A 22,006-nucleotide genomic window follows, 5' to 3' on the forward strand; every position below is an offset into this window, starting at 1 on the left:
ACAGGCCCATCAAGCTCACCTCACCCGATACCCCCGAATCACCCGGTACTCCGCCGCTCCCCCGTCCGCGAACCCCGCGCTCGCCCGCAGCGACACATACCCCCCGGACATCGGCCGCCCCGCGCGGGGCAACGGCACCACCCACGCGTCCCGTCCGGCCTTCACCAGCCGCACCTTCCGCCAACTTCCCCCGTCGTCGTAGGACACCTCCACCGACACGGACCGCACCGCCGAGGGAGCGGCCCCCGGCTGCCGTACCAGCCGCATCGGCAGGACCGGCCGGCCGCCCGTGTTGGTCTGGTCGACGACCGGCGCAAAGTCGAAGGCCGACAGCCCCACCGCTTCCTGCCCGCTCACCTCACCGGAGCGGAAGGTCCAGGAGCCGCTGATGCTCGTACCCAGACCGAAGCCTCCGTTGGCCGCGCCGCGCTCGGCGGAGTACTCCAGGCGGTAGGTCGACTCGGCCGCCGGGACCGTGCCCGAGGCGTCGGTCCAGGGGTAGTTCAGCTCTACGAGTCGCTGGTCGCCGTAGTAGAAGGCGACCCTGCTGGTGTCGTAGAGGGAGTAGCCGGTGTGGCCGGCCTGGTCGCCGGCCATCGGCATGTTGAAGGAGAGACGGTTGCCGTCGCGGGTGACGTACGTCGTGCGGTTGAAGCGCGGGCCGGGGACCGCCTTCTGCCAGGTCACGGTGTAGCGCTTGCGGGGTTCGTAGGTCTCGTAGTCGGTGAAGAACTGGGTCTGGAAGGTGCCGTCGGCCGCGTACTGGTTGTAGCGGGTCTCCCACGTCACGTCGTCGGCCTTGTAGTAGAGGGTCCGGCGGCCCGGGGAGTCGAACCAGCTGGCGCCCGCGGACAGCGCGCTTCCGCCCTCCGGCGGGAATCCGAAGTTGTGCTGGAAGGCACGGGACGGGCCTCCCGGCGTCACCGAGTAGTACTTCTGCTCGACCTGCGCCAGTTCGCCCTGGCGCACCACGTGGCTGAAGTCCGTCGGGAGGTGACCGCGCTCGAACCACACGAGCACGTATTCGTACGGCGAGTCGTTGTACGTGCCGTCCGCGCCCTTCTTCGCCCAGAAGCCGCGTACGTCCGCGACCAGCGTGCCCTCCCCGGGGCCCACGTCGTCGCCCAGCGCGGCCGTGAACAGTTTGCCGAAGGAGTCCGCGGTGGCCCTGACGCCGAAGCCGACACCGTTGGTGAAGGTGCGGTAGAAGCCGACCGAGGCCAAGCGCAGACTCGCGTCCTTACGGGGCAGGGTCGCCGAGACGGGTGTGGCCGTGCGGGCGTCGAGGACGATCTCGCTGTCGCCGGTCACCGTGAGGGTGGGGCGGGCCAGGATCGTCGTACTGCCGTCCGACGGTGTGATGACGGACGCGTCGATCGTGTAGCGGCCGGCGGGGAGGGAGACCGTGCCCGAGCCGGAGGGGTCGTAGACGAAGCGGTAGACCGAGCCGTCGAGGCTGAAGATGTTGGTCCAGTAGCTGGTGGCCGGGTTGCCCGCGCGGTCGATGACCTTGACCGTCAGGTTGTGGGTGGGGGTGGCCTTGGTGATGGTCAGGGGTATGCGGACCGAGACCCCGCCTGTCGCGTCCGCGCCCACCAGCGCGCCTTCGAACACGCCCGTGCCGCTCTGTACGCGCGTGTCGGCGGTCACCGTCACCGTGGTCGTTTCGCCCGCCGGGACGGTCGCCGTCTCCGGGGTGATTGTGAACATGCCGGCCGGGGCGGCCGAGCCGTCCGGGGCCGTCACCTTCGCCGCGAGGTCCAGGGTCACCGGGTCCTTGCCGTCGTTGCGGTAGGTGACCGTCCTGACCACCGGTATGTCGTCGTCGGCGGGGGCCGCCTGGGTGCCCAGGGGCAGGCTGGTGGGGGTGGCGAGGACGGACTGCCGTACTGCCCTCGCCGCGTCCACCCGGCCCGCGCCCTGCGCGTTGACGTCCGCGCCGGAGGTGGCCGTCGCCGACGCCATCAGGGCCGCCTTCAGCTCGGCCGCCCGCCAGTCGGAGTGCTGGCCGGCGAGCAGGACCGCCGCTCCGGCGACGTGCGGGGTGGCCATGGAGGTGCCGGAGAGGGAGGTGTAGCCGGGCTCGACCTCGACGTAGTCGCTGCCCGCGTGCACCGCCCGCGCGGCGACGATGTCGACGCCGGGTGCGGTTATCTCCGGTTTGATCGCGCCGTCCTCGCGCGGGCCCCGGCTGGAGAAGGAGGCTATGACGTCCTGCTTGTCGACGGCGCCCACGGAGAGCGCCGCGTCCGCGGTGGACGGGGAGTCGACCGAGCCGTCCGCGCTGCCGTCGTTGCCCGCGGCGAGCACGAAGAGGGCGCCGGTCTCCTTGGTGAGCGTGTTGACGGCCTGTTCGAGGACGTCCTCGCCCGGGGTGTCGTCACCGCCGAGGCTCATGCTGACGACCTGCGCGCGGGGCGCGGCCCACTCCATGCCTGCCAGGATCGCCGAGTCGGGGCAGGAGCGGTCGGGGCACACCTTGCCGATCAGCAGGGACGCGCCCGGCGCGACCCCCTTGTACTTCGCGCCGCCGCCCGCGACGGTCGACGCGACGTGCGTGCCGTGGCCGACCAGGTCGTCGGTGTCGGTGGCGTCGGTGAAGTTGACGGCCTCCTTGATCCGCCCGGCCAGGTCGGGGTGGGTGGCGTCGACCCCGGTGTCCAGGACGGCGACCGTGACGCCGGTGCCGTCGTACCCGGCCTGCCAGGCGGTGGGCGCGCCGATCTGCGGCACGCTCCGGTCCAGGCTGATCTGCCGTTTGCCGTCCAGCCAGAGCTTGGCGATCCCGCTCGCGGCGCGCAGTCCGGTCGTACGGCTGCCTGTGGTCACGCCGTCCCAGAAGGTGCCCGCGCTCCCCTTCGCCACGGCCACCGCGGCGCCGTCCACGGCGGACAGGGTGCGGGTCACCCGGGCCCCGTCCGTGGCTCGCAGACCACGGCTGCCGAGTGCCGCGTCGGTGTACGTCACGATCGTGGGCAGTACGGCCGTACTGGCGTCGTCGTACCCGTCCGCGACCAGTGTCGTCACGTCGAACAGCCGCTCGTCGACCTGACCGCCGGTGACCATGGGCAGGGCGTCGTTCGGGACGACGTACTGGTGGCCGTCACGCTCGAACTGCTGGAAGCCCATGCTCTCGCGGCCGGGTCCGGGCTCGATGGCGACTCCCGCGCCGGCGTCCCCTTCGGCCAGTTCGACGCGGTCGCCGGTGACGAGGGTGACCCGGTGGGTGACCTGCTGGGTGGCCTGTTGTCCGGTGGTCCAGCCGGATGGAACGGTCGCGTCCGTCGCGCCGGAGGCGGGTGCGCCCGCCACAACTCCCTGTACCAGCAAGGCCGTTACCAGCGCGACGCCTGCTCTGCGTCGACTTCGGGGGGACATGCGGGACATACGGCCTCCACTGCTGCGGTGGTGACGGTCGTGACTCCGGTCGCGGTCGACTGTCCTGCCCGGTGCGATCTTCCGGGTACTCCCAACCGCCCATAACATCGGGTTATGGATCTGGAGATCCGCCACTTACGCGTCCTGAACGCGATCGCCGACGCCGGTTCCCTCACCCGGGCCGCAGCGGCCCTCGGCTTCACCCAGCCCGCGCTGACCGCCCAACTCCAGCGCATCGAGCGGGCATTGGGTGGTGCGCTGTTCGTACGGGACGGCAGTGGCTCCCGGCCGACGGCGTTCGGCGCGATGGTGCTGGCGCACGGGCACGGCATCCTCACCGCCCACGAGGACCTCATGCGTGACGTACGGCAGCGGGGCCCCGACGACTCCGACCTGACCGCCGTGCGGCTCGGCTCGGTCCCCGGCCCGCTCACCGCCGTGCTGGTGACCACCGCGCGCCAGCTGCTGCCCCGGGCCGAGATCGCCCTGCACACCTGCGACACGGAGGAGGAGCAGCTCGAACTGCTCGCCACCGGCCGCCTCGACTTCGGGCTGGTCGTCGACTACCCGGAGTACGAGCTCACCCTGCACCCCGGGCTCAGCGACGCCCTCCTCGCCGTCGAGCCCGTCTTCGTGCTGATCTCCGAACGGGACCCGCTCGCCGCCCACCCGGAGATCCCCCTCGCGGCACTCTCCGGCGAGGCCTGGCTGGCCGGGGAGAACAAGGACGTCCGGATGCGGGCGCAGTTCCGGGCGGCGTGCCGGCGCGCCGGGTTCACCCCGCGCCGGGTGCAGCGGCTGAGCGCCAGCGTGGTGTTCCCGCTGGTCGGACAGGGGCACGGGGTCGCGCTGGCCCACCCGCTGGTGACCGAGCGCGAGGGTGTCGTCGTACGGCCGCTGGCCGGGGACCCGATGGGCGTGCGGCAACGGCTGGTGTGGGCGGCCCACAGCCCCCTCGCCGAACACGCGACCACCCTGCACGACGCGCTTACGAAGGCGTACTGGGCGGAGGCGCGGCGGGCGCGGGCGTACTGGGGGTGGCTGGAGGGGAGGGGACGGTTGCCTTCGGCGGCCGACGCCTCCGACGTCGAGTGAGCCGGCGCGTCGAATGAGCAAGCGCTTAGAAAAGTGCGGCCCGAGTCACACCGCCACACGCGTGACCGGGACCATACGTACGGGTAACTTCCCAAGCAGGTCCGCTTACACCGCCGTACGCCAATGGAGCCGTAGATGCCCGAAGCCGTGATCGTCTCGACCGCCCGCTCCCCCATCGGCCGCGCCTTCAAGGGCTCCCTCAAGGACCTGCGCCCCGACGACCTCACCGCCACGATCATCCAGACCGCCCTCGCCAAGGTCCCCGAGCTGGACCCGCGCGACATCGACGACCTGATGCTCGGCTGCGGCCTGCCCGGCGGGGAGCAGGGCAACAACCTCGGCCGCATCGTCGCCGTACAGATGGGCATGGACCACCTCCCGGGCTGCACGATCACCCGTTACTGTTCCTCCTCGCTCCAGACGAGCCGCATGGCCCTGCACGCCATCAAGGCCGGCGAGGGCGACGTCTTCATCTCGGCCGGTGTCGAGATGGTCTCCCGCTTCACCAAGGGGAGCTCCGACAGCCTCCCGGACACGCACAACCCCCTCTTCGCCGAGGCGGAGGCCCGCACGGCCGCCGTGGCCGAGTCCACCGGCTCCTCCTGGCACGACCCGCGCGAGGACGGCCTCGTCCCGGACGCGTACATCGCGATGGGCCAGACCGCCGAGAACCTGGCCCGGGTCAAGGGCGTCACCCGCCAGGACATGGACGAGTTCGGCGTCCGCTCCCAGAACCTCGCCGAGGAAGCCATCAAGAACGGCTTCTGGGAGCGCGAGATCACCCCGGTGACCACGCCCGACGGCACGGTCGTCAGCAAGGACGACGGCCCGCGCGCCGGCGTCACCCTGGAGGCCGTCGGCGGCCTCAAGCCGGTCTTCCGCCCCGACGGCCTGGTCACGGCCGGCAACTGCTGCCCGCTCAACGACGGTGCCGCGGCGGTCGTGATCATGTCCGACACCAAGGCCCGCGAGCTCGGCCTCACCCCGCTCGCCCGCATCGTCTCCACCGGCGTCTCCGGCCTCTCCCCCGAGATCATGGGCCTCGGCCCGGTCGACGCGTCGAACCAGGCCCTGGGCCGGGCCGGCCTCACCATCGACGACATCGACCTGGTCGAGATCAACGAGGCGTTCGCCGCCCAGGTGATCCCCTCCTACCGCGACCTGAACATCCCGCTGGAGAAGCTGAACGTGAACGGCGGCGCCATCGCGGTCGGCCACCCCTTCGGCATGACCGGCGCCCGCATCACCGGCACGCTCATCAACTCCCTCCAGTTCCACGACAAGCAGTTCGGCCTGGAGACGATGTGCGTCGGCGGCGGCCAGGGCATGGCGATGGTCATCGAGCGCCTCAGCTGAGCCCGTACGGTAGTTGAGCGAAAACCCAGCGTGACCCTTAGGCCCAGAACCCAGCAACCGCCTAGGTTCTGGGCCGTTTTGTGATCGAATCTCCCCCAGGATGTGACCTATCTCCCTTCGAGAAGGGATTTACGCAGGTCAGAGCCGTTTCACCACTAAACCCCGGGCCCAAAGTCCTGCCCGTTTCGTGACGTTACGCACTGACAGCTGGATAGTCCGCCCTTCAAGCTGATGTAGGAAGTCGGGGGTCGACTTTGAACCGGGAGTACGTCAGTGAGCGCCATGCCGATCGCTTTGCTGCTCACCACGGCCGCCACAGGCGCCGTGGGCGTCGCCGTCCTGCGCAGCATCATGGTGCTGCGCCGACAGGTCGCGGCCCTGCACACCGAGCTGGCTGAGAGCCGTATCGCCGCCACGCGCGGCTTCGTGCCCGCCGCCCGCCCCTCCGCCGACGCCGAGGAGATACGCACCGCCGTGGCCGAGGCGCTCGCCGAGGAACGCGAGCGGGAGCTGGCCGAGGCCCGGGCGTTCTGGGCCGCCCAGGAGGCCCGTGACGTCTCCGACGCGCCCACCCTGCTCGGACTGCCCGACAGCGAGCTGTTCCTGCCCCGGCAGAGCGACTTCGTGGGCCTGGAGCACCTGGAGCCGGTGACCGAGCCGGGCGCCGAGGCCGACGAGTTCGCGGGCGAATCCCCCGAACTGGCCGCGGCCCGCCGCCGCCACCCCTCCCACCCCGACTTCGTACCGATCCAGTCACCGGTGGCGAACGACCACGAGCGCACGGTAGCCACCCTGGAGGACCTGGCCGAGTCCGCCGTAGCCCTCGCGGACGTCCGCCCGGGCCCGTTGGGCACCCTCGACGTCTACGTCTTCGCCGACGGCACCACCCTCTGCATGACCCCGGGCCACCGAGAAACAGCGGAACGCCTGGCCGCAGCACTCCGCGCAGGCGAAACCCCGTTCCTGCTGGGCGGCTCAGGAATCTCAGGCGCCTACACCCTGACGTTCGCGTGCGGCGAGGAGAACGTGTACATCCTGGCGGACAGGGTCATAGCCAGCCTCTAAAGCGCTGGGGAAGCTGACCCACAAAGGGGTGCGGGGAACTGCGCGACCAGCCACAACGAGCCGGCAGCCGCAACCGCGCCTCAGACCCCCGCCCTCTTCTGCGCCTCTTCAACGAGCCGCACCGCTTCCAAAACCTCACCCTCGCTCACAAGTACGAGCCCCAAGTCCCGCCCAGCAACGGTGATTTGATCGGCGGCGGCAAACATCCCGGCATCAGGCATCTCCCGAGGCTCCGCCCCGGGCGACTCCACAACCTGCGCCCACCGGGCCAAATCCCTGGCCACCCCCAGCGCCTCAGCGGCAGCGCCCCGTTGCAGACGACTTTGCGGCGCCGCCCTCAACCGGTCGGCAAAATGATCAACGGCACGGGTCAAAGGCGTCGTATCCACCACGCGGTGAGCGTATACCGGCGCCCCGGGACTGTTGCCAACACGCCAACGCTCAGGCACCGTGACGTGAAGGACCGGCTTACATCCCCTTTGCGTCCGGAGGCGCCGATGTCCCACGTCCTCTCCGAGGAGACCCACCGCAACATGCTCGCCCGTATCCCCCACTGCACCGGTCGTGAAGTCTCCGACTGGCTGCGCACTGTCGACGAAGGCCCCGCCCTCTTCCGCTTCGAAGAGAAGGTCAGCTGGCTCCGGCACGAGTACGACCTCGCGTACGGCCACGCCAAAGCGATCGTTCACGAATACGACCTGAGGAGGGCCGCGCGCAAATTCCTCTAGGCGCGCACCGCATCTGCACCCCAGACGACGAAGGGCCCCGGGACGAACCCGGGGCCCTTCGCTGGACAACCGTCGGAGATTACTGCACGACCGTCGGAGACTAGTCGCTGCTGTTGAGGATCGCGATGAGCCTCAGGAACTCCAGGTAGATCCACACCAGCGTCAGCGTGAGGCCGAAGGCCGCGAGCCACGCCTCTTCCTTCGGGGCGCCGTAGGCCACGCCGTCCTCGACCTGCTTGAAGTCGAGGGCGAGGAAGCACGCACCGAGCAGGATGCCGATGATGCCGAACATGATGCCGAGGCCGCCGCTGCGGAAGCCGAGGCCGTCACCGCCGCCGAAGACGGCGAACAGCATGTTCACCACCATCAGCAGCACGAAGCCGAGCGCGGCCGCCATCACGAAGCCGTAGAACCGGCGGTTGACGCGGATCCAGCCGGCTTTGTACGCCACCAGTACGCCGGCGAAGACCGCCAGGGTGCCGATCACGGCCTGCATGGCCGCACCGCTCGCGATGCGGTTGTCGACGACGCTGGAGACGACGCCCAGGAAGACGCCCTCGAACGCGGCGTACGACAGGATCAGCGCCGGCGAGGCCTTGCGCTTGAAGGACTGGACGAAGGCCAGCACCATGCCGATCAGCGCGGCGCCGATGGCGATGCCGTAGGACCTGTTGATGTTCGCGTCGTCCACGGGCAGCAGCGCCCAGGAGAGCGCGGCCGTGAGGACCAGGACACCGAGCGTGGTGCCGGTCCGCTGGACGACGTCGTCGATCGTCATCCGGCCGGTGGTGACCGGGGCCTGCGGGGGTGCGCCCTGCTGCAGGTCCTGCTGGGCGTACGGGTTCTGCGCGTAGGGGTTGCCGCCCTGCTGGGCGTACGGGTTGGCCTGCGTGCCGACAGCGGGGCCCCCGGCCTGCGGCGCGGTGTTGAAGCCCGCGTAGCCGGCGTCGCGGCTGAACCCCCGTCGCGAGAAGACCGGGTTGCTGCTCCTCATTTCACTCCTCCATGGCCACCTCGCGCGGCCTTGGCTCAAGAGTAATAGGTAGGCAAAGGAATGACCCTAGTGCTTGGGGAGGATCTTTCCCTTGTGGTGCCACGGTACGCGGGTGTCGAGTACCCGGCGAGGACTGGTACGAAGCCGTGACGCACCCCTTAAATGGCCCCTACTCCAGCGGGAACCCGGTGTACCCCTCGGCCAGATCCGTCTCGGCGGCCCGGGAGGACGCGATCCGCTCCAGCCGGGCCAGCTGGAGGCCGTCCTCGAAGGGAGTGGCGTCGGGGGCGCGATGCAGGAGCACCGTCATGTCGTAGGAGAACCGCTCGGCCTGCCACACCCGGCGCAGACAGGTCTCGGAGTAGGCGTCGAGGAGCTCGGCCGAGCCCGTCTCCTTCTGGTACGTCAGTGCCCTCGCGAAGGTGACGACGTCGCCGACGGCGAGGTTGAGGCCCTTGGCTCCTGTGGGCGGCACGATGTGGGCGGCGTCGCCGGCCAGGAAGACGCGGCCGTGGCGCATGGGCTCGTGGACGTAGGAGCGCATGGGGGTGACCGATTTCTGGGTGATCGGGCCGCGCTCCAGCTTCCAGTCGTCGTCGGTCTCGAAGCGGCGCTCCAGTTCCGCCCAGATCTCGTCGTCGGTCCATGTCTCCGCGTCCGTGCCCTCCGGCACCTGGAGGTAGAGGCGGGAGACGGACGGGGAGCGCATGGACAGGAGGGCGAAGCCGCGGTCGTGGCGGGCGTAGACGAGCTCGTCGTGCGAGGGCGGGACGTCGGCGAGGATGCCGAGCCAGCCGAAGGGGTACGTCCGCTCGAAGACCCGGACCAGCTCGGCGGGGATCGCCTTGCGGGCCACGCCCCAGGAGCCGTCGCAGCCGACGACGTAGTCGCAGTCGAGGACGTCCTCGCGGCCCTCGTGGCGGAAGCGGATACGCGGGCTGTCGCTCTCCGCGCCCTCCACGGCCAGCGCCTCCGCCTCGAAGAGCAGCGAGCCGCCCTCCTTGAGCTGGAGGGCGATGAGGTCCTTGCACACCTCGGTCTGCGCGTACACCATCACGGACCGGCCGCCGGTGAGGGCGGGGAAGTCCACGCGGTGGCGTTTGCGTCCGTAGCGCAGCTCGATGCCGTCGTGCGGCAGGCCCTCCCGGTCCATGCGCTCGCCCGCGCCGGCCGCGCGCAGCACGTCGACCGTGCCCTGCTCCAGGATCCCGGCCCGCTGCCGCCGCTCGACGTAGGCACGGTCGCGGCTCTCCAGCACGACCGAGTCGATCCCGGCGTTGTGGAGCAGCCGGGCGAGGAGGAGGCCGGCCGGTCCGGCCCCGATGATGCCGACGGTGGTGCGCATCGGTCGTTCCCTTCGGGTGGGCGTCATTGCCGCTGATGTTCGTCTGGTGAAATTTCCTTCACAGATTTCCAGTCTCCGATCGGACAGGGCTGCTGTCAATGGGCGAGACCGACGCGCCCGCGGCGCCCGGCGCGCACCCCCATACGACCTGCGCCGTTCGGGTGAACTGATGGCCGATCAGCCTCCAGGCAAATATCCACCCATGTCAGGCTTTTGGCGGTCACTCAGAAAGGGGCTTCTCGATGCCCAGGTTCGCCCTGTCCTTCCCGAAAAGAGCCACCGTCGCACTCGCCGCGACAGGGCTGATCTGTACGGCCCTCGCCGCCCTGCCCGGGACGGCCGGCGCCACGGGCGCCCCAGGGCGCGGTGCGGCGGCCAAGCAGACCGGCCCCGCGATGTTCGACGACTTCAACTACGCGGGCTACACCGATCCGCTGCTCCCCCAGCACGGCTGGACCCTGAGGTCCGGTCAGGGCGGGCCCGGCGTGCCGGGCGCCACGTGGAAGCCGCAGAACTTCAGCTTCGCCACCGAGTCCGGCAACTCCGTCATGACGATGCGCTCCGGCACCAACGGCACTGCGGCCGGCACCGAACACACCGAGATCTACCACCAGCGCAAGTACCACCACGGCACCTACGCCGCCCGGGTCCGCTTCAACGACTTCCCGGTGCAGGGGCAGGACGGCGACCGCGTGGTGCAGACGTTCTTCACCATCTCACCGCTGAACTTCCCGCTGAACCCGGACTACAGCGAACTCGACTTCGAGTACCTGCCCAACGGCGGCTGGGGCATCCCCAGCAGCGCCCTGCTCGGCACGTCCTGGGAGACCTATTCGGAGGATCCGCCTCAGGAGGTGAACACCTCCACCCAGGAGCGCGCCAGTTTCGCCGGCTGGCACGACCTGGTCATCACGGAGAACGGCACGAGCATCGACTACTACATCGACGGCAGGCTCTTCGCCACGCACACGGAGCCGTACCTGCCCGAGACGACGATGTCCATCCGTTTCAACCACTGGCTGATCAACCTGCTGGGAGTGAACGGCAGGAGCTCGCGCGTGTACGAGGAGAAGGTCGACTACGTGTACTTCGCCCAGGACCAGGTGCTGACCCCGTCCCAGGTGCAGGCCGCCGTCGACGACTACCGGACGAGGGGGGTGGCCTTCGAGGACACCGTCTGAACCCGCGGCCCCGGCGACGCCGGTCAGGAAGCGCCCGCCGCGCCGTCCGTGGCGCTGATCGGCAGCCGGGCGGTGATGGTGGTGCCCCGGCCCTCCTCGGAATGCAGCTCCGTCTCACCACCGTGGTTCGCCACGATCGTACGGACGATGGTCAGCCCCAGGCCGGTGCCCGGAATGGCCGCGTCGGTGGCGTTCGAGGCGCGGAAGAACCGCTGGAAGAGCTTCTCCTGCTCGTTCGCCGGGATGCCGATGCCGGTGTCGCTGACGCTCAGCACCGCCTCTCCGTCCCGCGCGTCGGCCCGGACGCAGACCCTGCCTCCCGCCGGGGTGAACTTCACCGCGTTGGACAGCAGGTTCATCAGGACCCGGTCGAGCTGGTCGCTGTCCGCCTCCAGCATCAGGGGCAGTTCGGGACAGTGCGTCTCCAGCGTGACCGAAGCGGCCTCGGCGGCCGGCTTGATGGCGTCGGTGGCCGAGGTCACCAGCAGGCGCAGGTCCACCGATGCCTTGCGGGAGGTGAACGCTCCCGACTCGATCCTCGAGAGCGTGAGCAGGTCCTCGATCAGCGCCCGCAGCCGGTTCGCGTTGCGGTCGACGACCTCCAGCATGTTCCGCTGCGGCGGGGAGAGCGGACCGGTCTCCTCGTCCTTCAGCAACTCGATGTATCCCACGATGCTGGTCAGCGGGGTGCGCAGCTCATGGGAGACGGTGGACAGGAAGTCGCTCTTGGCCTTGTCCAGGGCGCGCAGCTTCTCCACCAGCTGCGACTCCTGCTGGTAGAGCAGGGACGTGTGCAGCGCCCGGCCGACGCCGGTGGCCATCGACTCGGCGAATTCGATCTCCACCGGACGCCAGGGACGCTCCGGCCGGGTGCGGGCGAGGAAGACGGCACCCAGTGGTTCTTCGCCCACTCCGATCGGGGTGACCACCACGCCGGCCAGGCCCAGCGCCTCCGCCGCGGCCCGTGCCTCCGGTGGCAGGCCGACCTCACCGAAGGAGCCGGGGGCGTCGGGCAGCGGCGCCCCCTCGGCCAGATGGGCGGCCAGACGGTTGAGGTAGAAGGTCGTTCCGCGCCGGTAGTGGTCGCGCACCACTACGGCGGGAACGGGCGGAATGGGCTGCTCCCCCGGAGGGAGCAGCCCGCTGCGGGCGCTCCAGGCGCGTGCCACCGGGACGAGGGGGCTGCCCTCCTCGGTGAGCATGATGAAGACGTGGTCGGCGTCCAGCCCCTCACCGATCCCCACGCACGCCGTGTCGAGCACCTGGGCGACGTCGAGGCGCTCGCGGATGCGGATGCCGGTCGCCCGCGCGGTCTTCGAGAGACTCTCTCGCTCCTCCTCGATCGCTCTCAGCCGGTCGCGCTCGTCGGCCAGCGTGTTCACCGACCGGACCACCGCCCGGATCTCCTGTGGCCCCTCCTCCTCGGCCCGTGCCCTGTGCTCCCCGGCGGTGAGCCGGTCGAGGGTGCGCTCGGTGCTCCTGAGCGGCCGGGTCAGGGCACGGGTGGTGCGCAACGCCGCGTAGGCGGCGATGACCGCGGCCGCGAGCGTCAGCGCGCCGGTCCCCACGGTGGTGACCATGAGGATCGTGTCGGCATGGGCCTCGGTCTGCTCGATGTCCTCACCCAGCTCTGCATCGAGCGCTGCGTTGGTGTTCTCGAACGCGTCGAGCCGAGGGGTGGCCTCCCGCGTGAACGAGGCCGCCTCCTCACTTCTGGGAGCGGCGTGCGCCTGTTGGTCGGCGACACGGACGTACGCCGTAAGCTGCCGGGCCTGTGTCGCGAGACTGCGGACGTCATCCGGCTCGCCGTGGGAACGGGCACTCGCCAGCAGGGCGGGGTAGCGGCCGCGGGCCGCGTAGTACTCCTGCAGTTGTTCCCGGTCGCCGGTGATCAGATAGCCGCGCATGGAACGCTGCATCTGGAGGGCCTCGTTGCGCAGCTGCAGAGTGCCGTCCAGAGTCGGCTCCAGCCGTTCGGTGACCTTCTCGTGCGTGTTGTGCGACAGAACGGCACCCGTCAGCGCGCCCCCGCCCACCAGCAGAATGAGCCCGGTCAGCAGCCCGAACACCTTACCGAGCCGACGTCCCACGCTGTCGCCGCGCCGTTCTCCGGAGCCGCTCATGGCCGATCGCCTCCGCTCTCCTTCGCCCGGCCGGACGGGTCGAATCCCGTCCGGGTCATCGCGCCCCACACCTGGGGTGCGCGATGCAGCGCGTCCCACATGCCGCGCAGTCGCCACCAGGCCGTCAGCTGGCGGTATCCGACGTTCTCGGCGATCACCCCGACAAGGGCGCCCGCGACGTCCCGCCACCGGGCGAACCGGTGGAAGGCGAACTCCTCCGCCACGAGGGACACCAGGCCGACCACGATGGCGTAGCCGTACGCGACGAGCAGGAAGCGCCACAGGAAGTCCAGGTCCACCGCCCCGATCAGTACGCCGAGCGGCACCAGGACCAGACCTGACAGTTCCACGACCGGAGCCAGCAGCTCGAAGACCACGTAGAACGGCAGTGCCAGCAGCCCGATCCGGCCGTAGCGGGGATTGCCGATCATGCGGCGGTGCTTGAGCAGGATCTCCGTCAGGCCGCGGTGCCAGCGCCGTCGCTGGCGCGCCAGGACCCGGAGCTTCGAGGGCGCCTCACTCCAGGAGATCGGCTCGCTGACGAACACGATGCGGTAGTCACGGCCCTGCTCGCGCTGATGCCGGTGGAGGCGGATGACCAGCTCGGCGTCCTCGCCGATGCAGTCCGGGTCCATTCCGCCCGCCGCCACGACCGCGTCCCGGCGGAAGAGGCCGAAGGCACCGGCGATGATCAGCAGGCTGCCGACCTTGGACCAGCCGGTGCGGCCGAGCATGAAGGAGCGCAGGTACTCGACCACCTGGATGCGTCCCAGCAGGTCGGGGGGCACACGCGGCTCGACCACCCGGCCGGCCACGATGGTGCAGCCGTTGGCGAGGCCGACCACACCGCCCGTGGCGACCACCCGCATCGGGTCGTCGCTGAACGGCTTGACCACGGCGAGCAGTGCCTCGGGGTCGAGGATCGAGTCCGCGTCCACCATGCACAGCAGCGGATAGCGCGCCAGGTTGATCCCGACGTTGAGCGCGTCGGCCTTGCCGCCGTTCTCCTTGCGGGCCACCACGAGCGGCACAGGCCCGCCCCTGGGCAGATGCACCGAGGTCACCGCACCGCGCACCGGAACGTCGTCGGGCACCACGCGCTCCACCTCGGCGAGGTCGAACGCGTCGCGCAGGGCGGCCAGCGTCCCGTCCGTGGAGCCGTCGTCCACGACGATGACCTCGAAGGCCGGATAGCGCAGCAGCAACATCGCCCGTACCGCTTCGGCGATGCCCGCCGCCTCGTTGTGCGCGGGCATGATCAGGGACACCGGCGGGGTGAACGGGTTGGTGGAGGCGTCGTCGTACCCGGAGAAGGACGCCCGGCGCATCCTTCTGACGAACTCCGCGACCGCGAGGACGATCAGCACGAGATAGCAGGTGTTGATGGCCAGGAAGTACCCGATGATCGCGTCGTCGCACACCGCGATCACCGCTTGCATCACGGTCCGCAGCCGTTCCAGGGGCCCCTCGCCCACCGCGGTCACCACGGCGCGGGCCTGTGCCGGGCCGTCGCCCCGACGGCGTTCACCGCACTCACAGCCCCGCCTCCACCCGGACGTCGAAGATCGCGCCGGCGACAGCCGATTCGGCCAGCGCCGCTCTGGCCTGGGCCGCGGCCGGCTCACCACTGCGGCCGGCGGCGGCCGCCCGCAGTGCTGCGTCGCCGGCCCGGCCGAGCCTCACCAGCGAGCGGGCGGCGGTGGCGGCCACATGCGGGTCCGGATCGCCGAGCAGGCCCTGCAGCCGGGGGGTCGCGGCGACGGCCCCCAGCTTCCCGAGTGCTCCGGTGGCCACGATGCGCAGGGCGGCCGGCTGATGGGGACTCACGGCGGCCAGCAGCGGGTCAAGGCCGTCCGGCATCCCCAGCTCTCCGAGCGCACGTGCGGCCTTGATCCGTACCTCCGGATGAGGATCGCCGCTCAGGGCGTGGACGATCCCGGAGGTACGGGAGACCTCGCCGGTCGCCCCGAGGACCTCGATGGCCACGGCCCTGGCGAGCGGTTCGGGGTGTTCCATACCGGCCGCGACACTCCGCAACGCGTCCGGCCCGAAGGACGTCAGCGCCCGGATGACCACGGCGGGCGGTACGCTGCGCGGTCCGCAGAGGGATTCCAGCAGAGGCGGTACGGCCGACGGGTCCCCGATGCGACCCAGCGCCCGCGCGGCGACCAGCCGTACCTCCGGGTCGCGGTCGGCGAGCAGCCGGCGCAGCGACGGGACCGCGGGGCGGTGGCGGAGCCGGCCCAGTACCTCCGCGGCCCGGCCCCTGCGAGCCGCGCTCCGGGCCCCCAGCTCCGCCACGGCGTCCACGGCGGCTCCACGCAGTTCGTACAGGCGGACGAGCGCGGTGCGGGCCCGACCGTCGACCTTTCCCAGCATCGCCGCCACGGTCGGCTCCAGGACGGCCCAGGTCCGCCTGTCGAGCGCCGCGACCCGGTCCAGCAGCTCGCCCTGGGTGTCCTCCTCCGCGCAGATCAGCTCCAGCAGCAGGGACCGTACCGGGGCCGTGATCCGCTCCCGTCTGCGCTGCCTCAGCCTGCGGATGCAGCGCAGACCCACGATGAGCAGCCCCAGCGCCGGGACGGCGGCCATCATGCACAGCAGCGCACCGGTGACGACTGCGGTGATCAACGTCGGACCCTGGTCAGCACCGCCTGGACCCGGCTGGACAGCTCGCGTGGGCTGAACGGCTTGACGATGTAGTCGTCGGCACCGGCCGCGAAGCCGACCTCGACGTCCCCTTCCTGGGACCGGGCGGTGATCAGGATCACGGGCAGTGACGCGGTGTCGGGCGTCGCCCGAAGCTCCCGGCAGACGTCCAGGCCGGACATCCCGGGCATCCGTATATCGAGCAGTGCCAGGTCCGGCGGCTCCTCGCGCACCGCCCGGAGCGCGGCCATGCCGTCCTCCACGGACGTGACCTGATGCCCGCTCTGGGTCAGTTTGAACGCGACCAGGTCCCGTATGTCCGCGTCGTCGTCGGCTATCAGGACACGAGCCATTACTCCTCCTGGGATACGGAACAGCGGTAGGAGTCGAGGACCCGCACCACCGACGACTGCCGGAACGGCTTGGCCAGCAGCTCGTCCGTCGCGAGGTCGGCGAGATCCTCCGTGTCGAGCACGGAGGACACGACGAGGTGGCACCTCTTCGTCCGCTCGTCCGCCCGGAGCCTTCGGATGACCTCCCGCCCGTCGATGCCGGGCAGCATCACGTCGATGATCACTATGTCCGGAGGGTCGGCGAACGCGAGGTCGAGTCCCTCCTCCCCCGTGTCCGCAACGGCCACGCGGCATCCCAGCCCGCCGAGGTGCCGCTCCAGCAGGGAGCTCACGTCCTGGTCGTCCTCGATCACAAGTACGTGTGGAGAGTCCATGGCCGTCCCGCCCACGAAGTCGGACTGTCCCTCACAAAGTAGGATCATTAGCGGACTTCCGCCACATATACCCCACCCCCACCAGTCGGTGGCGACCGCGACGATGGCGCACGGACCGGCATTCCACCGGGGTCCGTCGCAGGAGAGGACTCACGTCGGCGGGGGGAGCGAAAACAGGCGATTTCGCGTCCGGAACGAACTTCGGAAGTGCCCGGAACCGGACTTGAACCGGTACGCCCGCGAGGGGCAGCGAGGTTTAAGCTCGCCGTGTCTGCATTCCACCATCCGGGCAGGCCATGGGCTCCGCATCGAGGTATCGACCCTATCGGGATGCTTCCCCCGCTCAGCGGCCGGTCGTACCGATGTTGTCTTATTTTATTGATGTCTGAGGGTGCATCAGCCCCTGGAACGGGCCATCCGCACTTGCCAATAGCGTTGCGTGCGGCCAGTGGGCTCGCAGCGGAATGACGGAATTTCACCGCCCGAACGAGGGTGCTCCACCTGTTCTCCGCGGATGGGGGTCATCCCCAGGTATGACAGCGCCGTGCGTGGTCCGCCCGCAGGCTGCCTTCAGAACCGGAACAGCGGCTGACTACACGGCGATTTCCGGCGACCAGGATGGACTCAGTCCCCCAGTCAGTCAGGTACGTCAGGAGCGTCCACCCGTGACCACCACACCCATCGCCGCCCGGACCACCGCCGTGGCCGCGCGGGCCACAGATCTGTCGAAGATCTACGGACAGGGCGAGACCCAGGTGGTCGCCCTGGACCAGGTCTCCATCGACTTCCGGCAGGCCGAGTTCACCGCGATCATGGGCCCTTCGGGGTCGGGCAAGTCCACGCTGATGCACTGCGTGGCCGGCCTGGACACCTTCTCCTCCGGTTCGGTGCGCATCGGCGACACCGAGCTGGGCTCCCTCAAGGACAAGCAGCTCACCAAGTTGCGCCGGGACAAGATCGGCTTCATCTTCCAGGCGTTCAACCTGCTGCCGACGCTGACGGCCCTGGAGAACATCACGCTCCCGATGGACATCGCGGGCCGCAAGCCGGACAAGCAGTGGCTGGACTCGGTGATCGCCATGGTGGGCCTGGCCGACCGTTTGAGCCACCGGCCCGCCCAGCTCTCCGGCGGTCAGCAGCAGCGCGTCGCCGTGGCCCGCGCGCTGGCCTCCCGGCCCGACATCATCTTCGGCGACGAGCCGACCGGAAACCTCGACTCCCGCTCCGGCGCCGAGGTCCTGGGCTTCCTGCGCAACTCCGTACGGGAGTTGGGGCAGACGGTCGTGATGGTGACCCACGACCCGGTGGCCGCCGCGTACGCGGACCGGGTCGTCTTCCTCGCCGACGGACGGATCGTCGACGAGGTGCACGAGCCGACCGCGGATTCGGTTCTCGACCGCATGAAGCGTTTCGACGCGAAGGGCCGTACCAGCTGATGTTCCGCACCGCCCTGCGCAACGTACTCGCGCACAAGGCCAGGCTGCTCATGACCGTGCTCGCCGTGATGCTCGGCGTCGCGTTCGTGTCCGGAACCCTGGTCTTCACCAACACCCTGTCCAACGCCCTCCAGAACAGCTCCGCCAAGGGCTTCGACCAGGTCGACGTCGCCGTCCAGCCCAAGTACCAGAAGAGCGAGGGCGATCAGGTCGGCAAGACGCCCGAGCTGACGCAGGCGTTGCTCGACAAGAGTGCCGAAGTCCCCGGTGCCGCCTCCGCGATCGGCGTCGTCAGCGGCTTCACCGCCATCGCCGACAAGGACGGCAAGCTCATAGGCGGCGGCTTCCAGTCGCAGGGCGGGAACTACTGGGAGACCGACGACGTCCGGTATCCGCTGGTCAGCGGGCACGCGCCGAGCGGCGCGAACGAGGTCGCCATCGACTCGGAGACCGCCGAGCGGGCGGGCTACAAGGTCGGCGACACCGTGCGCCTGTCGGTCGACGGCCCGGTCCTGAAGCCCACCGTCGCGGGCATCTTCACCACCGACGACGGCAATGTCGCCGCCGGCGGCAGCCTCGCCCTCTTCGACACTACGACCGCACAGTCGCTGTTCGGCAAGTCGGGCACGTATGACGAGATCGACGTGCAGGCGGCGGCCGGAACCAGCCAGACCGCGCTCAAGGCCGCACTGGACAAGGCGCTGCCGGCCACCACCGTCGACACGACGACCGGCAAGCAACTCGCCGACGACCAGGCCGAGATGATCTCCTCCTCGATGAGCGGCCTGAAGCAGGGTCTGCTGGTCTTCGCGGGCATCGCGCTCTTCGTCGGTACGTTCATCATCGCCAACACCTTCACCATGCTGATCGCCCAGCGCACCAAGGAGCTCGCGCTGCTGCGGGCCGTGGGCGCCTCGCGCAAGCAGGTGACGCGCTCGGTGCTGATCGAGGCGTTCGTCGTCGGCACGGTCGCCGCCGTGACCGGCCTCGTCGCGGGCATCGGCATCGGTGCCGGGCTGAGGTCGCTCCTCGGCGTGCTCGGCGCGACCGTCCCCGACGGACCGCTGGTCATCACCCCGGGCACGGTCGGCGCGGCCCTCGCGGTCGGCATCCTCATCACCATGCTGGCGGCCTGGCTGCCCGGCCGTAGGGCCGCGAAGATCCCGCCGGTCGCCGCGATGAGCAGCGTGCACGCGGCGGCGACCACCAAATCGCTGGTGCTGCGCAACACGCTCGGCGCGCTCTTCACCGGCGCCGGCATCGCGGTCGTCCTGGCGGCCACGTCGATGAGCGGATCGGACGGCCAGGCCCCCATGGGCATCGGCGCCGTCCTCCTCATCATCGGCGTGTTCATCCTGACCCCGCTGCTGTCCCGCCCGCTGATCGCGGCCGCGGCACCGCTCATGCGCGGCTTCGGCGTCTCCGGCAAGCTGGCCCGCCAGAACTCGGTGCGCAATCCGCGCCGTACGGCCGCCACCGCCTCCGCGCTGATGATCGGCCTCACCCTCATCACCGGCATGACGGTGATGGCGGGCAGCCTGCAGCAGTCCATCGACAAGATGGCGTCCTCGGCGATCAAGGCCGACTACGTCGTCTCGATGGCCAACGGCAACGAACTCTCCCCCGACGTCGCCGAGAAGCTCGCGAAGGTCGACGACGTCACCGCCACCAGCCCGCTGCGCAACGCGCCCTCGCGCATCGACGGCGAGACCGAGTTCCTGACCGGCGTCACGGGCTCCACGATCGGCGAACTGACCGACCTGACAGTCGACTCCGGCACCTTCAAGGTCGGCGGCAGCCAGGTCGTCGTGGACGACGACACCGCCAAGTCCCATGACTGGAAGGCCGGTTCGAGCTTCACCGTCAGCTACGAGGACGGCAAGAAGCAGCAGCTGACGATCGCCGGGGTCTACGAGGGCAACGAGATGATGCGCGGCATCATGCTCGACAACACGGTCCTCGCCCCGCACCAGAGCGACCCGGCCGACATGCAGGTCATGGTGAAGACGTCCGACGGCGCCTCCAGCGCGACGAAGGACAAGCTGGAGAAGGCCCTCGGCTCCAACCCGGCCATCAAGGTCCAGGACAAGAAGGACCTCTCCAACGAGATCGCGTCGATGTTCACGCTGATCCTGAACATGCTCTACGGCCTCCTCGCGATGGCCGTGCTCGTGGCCGTCCTCGGGGTCATCAACACCCTGGCCATGTCGGTCTTCGAGCGCTCCCAGGAGATCGGGATGCTCCGGGCGATCGGCCTCGACCGCAAGGGCATCAAGCGCATGGTGCGTCTGGAGTCCCTGGTGATCTCCCTGTTCGGCGGCGTGCTCGGCATCGGCCTCGGCGTCTTCTTCGGCTGGGCCGCCGGTGAACTCCTTGGCGCCCGCATGGCGACGTACGAACTGGTCATGCCCTGGGCGAGGATGGCGGTCTTCCTGCTCCTCGCGGGCACGGTGGGCGTCCTCGCGGCACTGTGGCCGGCCCGGCGGGCGGCACGGCTGAACATGCTGACGGCGATCAAGTCGGAGTAATCGGCAGTAGTGGTACGACAGTTGGGGCCCCGTTCCGGTGCGGAACGGGGCCCCTGTGTTTATGGCCGTTACGCGCTCAGGTTCCAGGTGCGGGATCGCAGCGGCATCCCGGAGGCGCCGTCCGGCTCGGGTGTCCGTACCGCGAGCACCTGGTTGACGCCGATGCGGTTGCGCTCGAAGGCGAGGGCGCAGGCGGCCATGTACAGCCGCCAGACGCGGGCACGCCCCGCACCGGCGAGGCGCACCGCCCGCGCCCACTCGGACTCCAGGTTGGCGACCCAGCGGCGCAGGGTGAGCGCGTAGTGCTCGCGGATGGCCTCGACATCGCGCACCTCGAAGCCGGCGCGCTCCAGTTGGGTCACCGTGGAGCCGACGGGCGCGAGTTCGCCGTCCGGGAAGACGTACGCGTCGATGAACCCGTCGAGGTCGTACGACGATTCGTCGCGCCGCGGCCGACGGGCGATCTGGTGGTTGAGGAGCCGCCCGCCGGGCTTCAGCCGGGAGTACAGGATCTCGGCGTACTCCAAGTACCGTTCGGCGCCCACGTGTTCGGCCATGCCGATGGAGGCGATGGCGTCGAAGGGTCCGTCGGCGACGTCCCGGTAGTCCTGCACCCGGATCTCGACCTTGTCGGTGAGCCCCTGGTCGGCGACGCGCTTGCGGGCGTAGGCCGCCTGCTCGTGGGAGAGGGTGATGCCGACGACGCTCACGCCGTGCTCGCGGGCGGCGTGGATGGCCAGGGAGCCCCAGCCGCAGCCGACGTCGAGGAGTCGCTGACCGGGCGTCAGGGCGAGCTTGCGGCAGATGAGTTCGAGTTTGTCGCGCTGGGCGAGCTCCAGTGTGCTCTCGGGGGATTCCCAGTAGGCGCAGGAGTACACCATGCTCGGCCCGAGGACGATCTCGTAGAAGTCGTTGCCGACGTCGTAGTGATGGCTGATCGCGCGTCTGTCCGTGTGCTTGGTGTGCAGGTGGCCACGTGACCTGCGGACCTCCTCGCGGGGCGGGGCGGGCGGCAGCGGGAGTCCGCCGAGCCGCACCAGGCCGAGGGCGGCGGACCGCACGTCGGGGTCGCGCAGGGCCTGCACGAAGCCGCGCGCGTCCTCGCCTCGCTCCCACACCAGGCCGGACATGAGGTCGAGGGCGGCGTAGAAGTCCCCCTCGATGTCCAGGTCACCGGAGACCCAGGCGCGGGCCATGCCCAGTTCGCCGGGCTTCCACAGCAGTCGGCGCAGGGCGCGGCGGTTGCGTACGACAAGCGTCGGCGCTCCCGGCGGTCCCGCCTCCGAGCCGTCCCAGGCGCGGATACGCACCGGGACAGGGGCTCCCAGCAACTGTTCGAAGAGGCTCTTCAGCCGCAGTGCGGCATCTGCCATGGCGCACACCTCCGTGACGTCTTTCCCC

The 22,006-nt window shown here is 70.0% G+C and carries 17 protein-coding genes and 1 tRNA gene; 7 read left to right on the forward strand and 11 right to left on the reverse strand.

What is annotated here, in order from left to right:
- Positions 1 to 15 precede the first annotated feature (15 nt).
- Positions 16 to 3,312 carry a S8 family serine peptidase gene (locus AC5DRG_RS21285; protein ID WP_491812149.1) on the reverse strand — a complete coding sequence of 1,099 codons (3,297 nt, stop codon included), beginning with the start codon at positions 3,310 to 3,312 and terminating at the stop codon, positions 16 to 18.
- A 180-nt stretch (positions 3,313 to 3,492) separates the two neighbouring features.
- Here AC5DRG_RS21285 and AC5DRG_RS21290 point away from each other — a divergent pair, with 180 nt between their 5' ends.
- The 3 genes from AC5DRG_RS21290 to AC5DRG_RS21300 all read left to right on the forward strand — a co-directional run bounded on the left by AC5DRG_RS21290 (position 3,493) and on the right by AC5DRG_RS21300 (position 6,894).
- A complete protein-coding gene (locus tag AC5DRG_RS21290) occupies positions 3,493 to 4,473 on the forward strand; it encodes a LysR family transcriptional regulator (RefSeq protein WP_491812150.1) in 981 nt (326 codons plus the stop codon).
- A gap of 135 nt (positions 4,474 to 4,608) precedes the next feature.
- Positions 4,609 to 5,829: an acetyl-CoA C-acetyltransferase gene (locus AC5DRG_RS21295; RefSeq protein ID WP_491812151.1), complete on the forward strand. Its 1,221-nt coding sequence runs from the start codon at positions 4,609 to 4,611 to the stop codon at positions 5,827 to 5,829.
- Between the two features lie 282 nt (positions 5,830 to 6,111).
- The gene (locus AC5DRG_RS21300) at positions 6,112 to 6,894 is read left to right on the forward strand and encodes a hypothetical protein (protein WP_491813114.1); all 783 of its coding nucleotides are present in this window, start codon (positions 6,112 to 6,114) and stop codon (positions 6,892 to 6,894) included.
- An 80-nt stretch (positions 6,895 to 6,974) separates the two neighbouring features.
- Here the strand turns inward: AC5DRG_RS21300 and AC5DRG_RS21305 are convergent, their stop codons facing one another.
- Positions 6,975 to 7,286, reverse strand: coding sequence for a hypothetical protein (locus tag AC5DRG_RS21305; protein WP_491812152.1), 312 nt, complete (start codon positions 7,284 to 7,286; stop codon positions 6,975 to 6,977).
- Positions 7,287 to 7,391: 105 nt separating this feature from the next.
- On the opposite strand from AC5DRG_RS21305, the gene AC5DRG_RS21310 reads away from it, so the two are divergent.
- Positions 7,392 to 7,622 (forward strand): DUF4287 domain-containing protein, encoded by a 231-nt coding sequence (locus AC5DRG_RS21310; RefSeq protein ID WP_491812153.1) that lies wholly within the window; start codon positions 7,392 to 7,394, stop codon positions 7,620 to 7,622.
- 100 nt (positions 7,623 to 7,722) lie between these two features.
- Here AC5DRG_RS21310 and AC5DRG_RS21315 read toward each other — a convergent pair whose 3' ends face one another.
- Positions 7,723 to 8,616, reverse strand: coding sequence for a Bax inhibitor-1/YccA family protein (locus tag AC5DRG_RS21315; RefSeq protein ID WP_491812154.1), 894 nt, complete (start codon positions 8,614 to 8,616; stop codon positions 7,723 to 7,725).
- Positions 8,617 to 8,785: 169 nt separating this feature from the next.
- On the reverse strand, positions 8,786 to 9,961 hold the full coding sequence (locus AC5DRG_RS21320; protein ID WP_491812155.1) for a 4-hydroxybenzoate 3-monooxygenase: 1,176 nt from the start codon (positions 9,959 to 9,961) through the stop codon (positions 8,786 to 8,788).
- A 242-nt stretch (positions 9,962 to 10,203) separates the two neighbouring features.
- Here AC5DRG_RS21320 and AC5DRG_RS21325 point away from each other — a divergent pair, with 242 nt between their 5' ends.
- Complete coding sequence (locus AC5DRG_RS21325) at positions 10,204 to 11,142, forward strand: glycoside hydrolase family 16 protein (RefSeq protein ID WP_491812156.1); 939 nt, start codon at positions 10,204 to 10,206, stop codon at positions 11,140 to 11,142.
- A gap of 23 nt (positions 11,143 to 11,165) precedes the next feature.
- Here the strand turns inward: AC5DRG_RS21325 and AC5DRG_RS21330 are convergent, their stop codons facing one another.
- The 6 genes from AC5DRG_RS21330 to AC5DRG_RS21355 all read right to left on the reverse strand — a co-directional run bounded on the left by AC5DRG_RS21330 (position 11,166) and on the right by AC5DRG_RS21355 (position 16,932).
- On the reverse strand, positions 11,166 to 13,265 hold the full coding sequence (locus AC5DRG_RS21330) for an ATP-binding protein (RefSeq protein WP_491812157.1): 2,100 nt from the start codon (positions 13,263 to 13,265) through the stop codon (positions 11,166 to 11,168).
- Entirely contained in the window at positions 13,262 to 14,752 is a 1,491-nt protein-coding gene (locus tag AC5DRG_RS21335; RefSeq protein ID WP_491812158.1) for a glycosyltransferase family 2 protein, read from the reverse strand. Before AC5DRG_RS21335 ends, AC5DRG_RS21330 begins: the two co-directional genes overlap by 4 nt.
- Before the next feature lie 46 nt (positions 14,753 to 14,798).
- Complete coding sequence (locus tag AC5DRG_RS21340; protein WP_491812159.1) at positions 14,799 to 15,896, reverse strand: HEAT repeat domain-containing protein; 1,098 nt, start codon at positions 15,894 to 15,896, stop codon at positions 14,799 to 14,801.
- Positions 15,893 to 16,267, reverse strand: coding sequence for a response regulator transcription factor (locus tag AC5DRG_RS21345; RefSeq protein WP_491812160.1), 375 nt, complete (start codon positions 16,265 to 16,267; stop codon positions 15,893 to 15,895). The genes AC5DRG_RS21340 and AC5DRG_RS21345 overlap by 4 nt, the downstream gene beginning before the upstream one ends.
- Positions 16,267 to 16,641 carry a response regulator gene (locus AC5DRG_RS21350; RefSeq protein WP_491812161.1) on the reverse strand — a complete coding sequence of 125 codons (375 nt, stop codon included), beginning with the start codon at positions 16,639 to 16,641 and terminating at the stop codon, positions 16,267 to 16,269. The genes AC5DRG_RS21345 and AC5DRG_RS21350 overlap by 1 nt, the downstream gene beginning before the upstream one ends.
- A 208-nt stretch (positions 16,642 to 16,849) precedes the next feature.
- Positions 16,850 to 16,932, reverse strand: a tRNA-Leu gene (locus AC5DRG_RS21355).
- Positions 16,933 to 17,306: 374 nt separating this feature from the next.
- Here AC5DRG_RS21355 and AC5DRG_RS21360 point away from each other — a divergent pair.
- Both AC5DRG_RS21360 and AC5DRG_RS21365 read left to right on the forward strand, forming a co-directional pair.
- Complete coding sequence (locus AC5DRG_RS21360) at positions 17,307 to 18,077, forward strand: ABC transporter ATP-binding protein (protein ID WP_491812162.1); 771 nt, start codon at positions 17,307 to 17,309, stop codon at positions 18,075 to 18,077.
- The gene (locus AC5DRG_RS21365) at positions 18,077 to 20,605 is read left to right on the forward strand and encodes an ABC transporter permease (RefSeq protein WP_491812163.1); all 2,529 of its coding nucleotides are present in this window, start codon (positions 18,077 to 18,079) and stop codon (positions 20,603 to 20,605) included. The genes AC5DRG_RS21360 and AC5DRG_RS21365 overlap by 1 nt, the downstream gene beginning before the upstream one ends.
- A gap of 68 nt (positions 20,606 to 20,673) precedes the next feature.
- Here the strand turns inward: AC5DRG_RS21365 and AC5DRG_RS21370 are convergent, their stop codons facing one another.
- Complete coding sequence (locus AC5DRG_RS21370; protein WP_491812164.1) at positions 20,674 to 21,978, reverse strand: class I SAM-dependent methyltransferase; 1,305 nt, start codon at positions 21,976 to 21,978, stop codon at positions 20,674 to 20,676.
- Between the last annotated feature and the right edge of the window lie 28 nt (positions 21,979 to 22,006).

The organism is Streptomyces sp. JLBG701, from assembly GCF_058544905.1.

Coding starts and splice junctions, on each gene's coding strand:
- AC5DRG_RS21315 (WP_491812154.1), bottom strand. CDS start 8,616: ATGAGGAGCAGCAACCCGGTCTTCTCGCGACGGGGGTTCAGCCGCGAC.
- AC5DRG_RS21325 (WP_491812156.1), top strand. CDS start 10,204: ATGCCCAGGTTCGCCCTGTCCTTCCCGAAAAGAGCCACCGTCGCACTC.
- AC5DRG_RS21320 (WP_491812155.1), bottom strand. CDS start 9,961: ATGCGCACCACCGTCGGCATCATCGGGGCCGGACCGGCCGGCCTCCTC.
- AC5DRG_RS21330 (WP_491812157.1), bottom strand. CDS start 13,265: ATGAGCGGCTCCGGAGAACGGCGCGGCGACAGCGTGGGACGTCGGCTC.
- AC5DRG_RS21370 (WP_491812164.1), bottom strand. CDS start 21,978: ATGGCAGATGCCGCACTGCGGCTGAAGAGCCTCTTCGAACAGTTGCTG.
- AC5DRG_RS21365 (WP_491812163.1), top strand. CDS start 18,077: ATGTTCCGCACCGCCCTGCGCAACGTACTCGCGCACAAGGCCAGGCTG.
- AC5DRG_RS21310 (WP_491812153.1), top strand. CDS start 7,392: ATGTCCCACGTCCTCTCCGAGGAGACCCACCGCAACATGCTCGCCCGT.
- AC5DRG_RS21345 (WP_491812160.1), bottom strand. CDS start 16,267: ATGGCTCGTGTCCTGATAGCCGACGACGACGCGGACATACGGGACCTG.
- AC5DRG_RS21290 (WP_491812150.1), top strand. CDS start 3,493: ATGGATCTGGAGATCCGCCACTTACGCGTCCTGAACGCGATCGCCGAC.
- AC5DRG_RS21295 (WP_491812151.1), top strand. CDS start 4,609: ATGCCCGAAGCCGTGATCGTCTCGACCGCCCGCTCCCCCATCGGCCGC.
- AC5DRG_RS21300 (WP_491813114.1), top strand. CDS start 6,112: ATGCCGATCGCTTTGCTGCTCACCACGGCCGCCACAGGCGCCGTGGGC.
- AC5DRG_RS21350 (WP_491812161.1), bottom strand. CDS start 16,641: ATGGACTCTCCACACGTACTTGTGATCGAGGACGACCAGGACGTGAGC.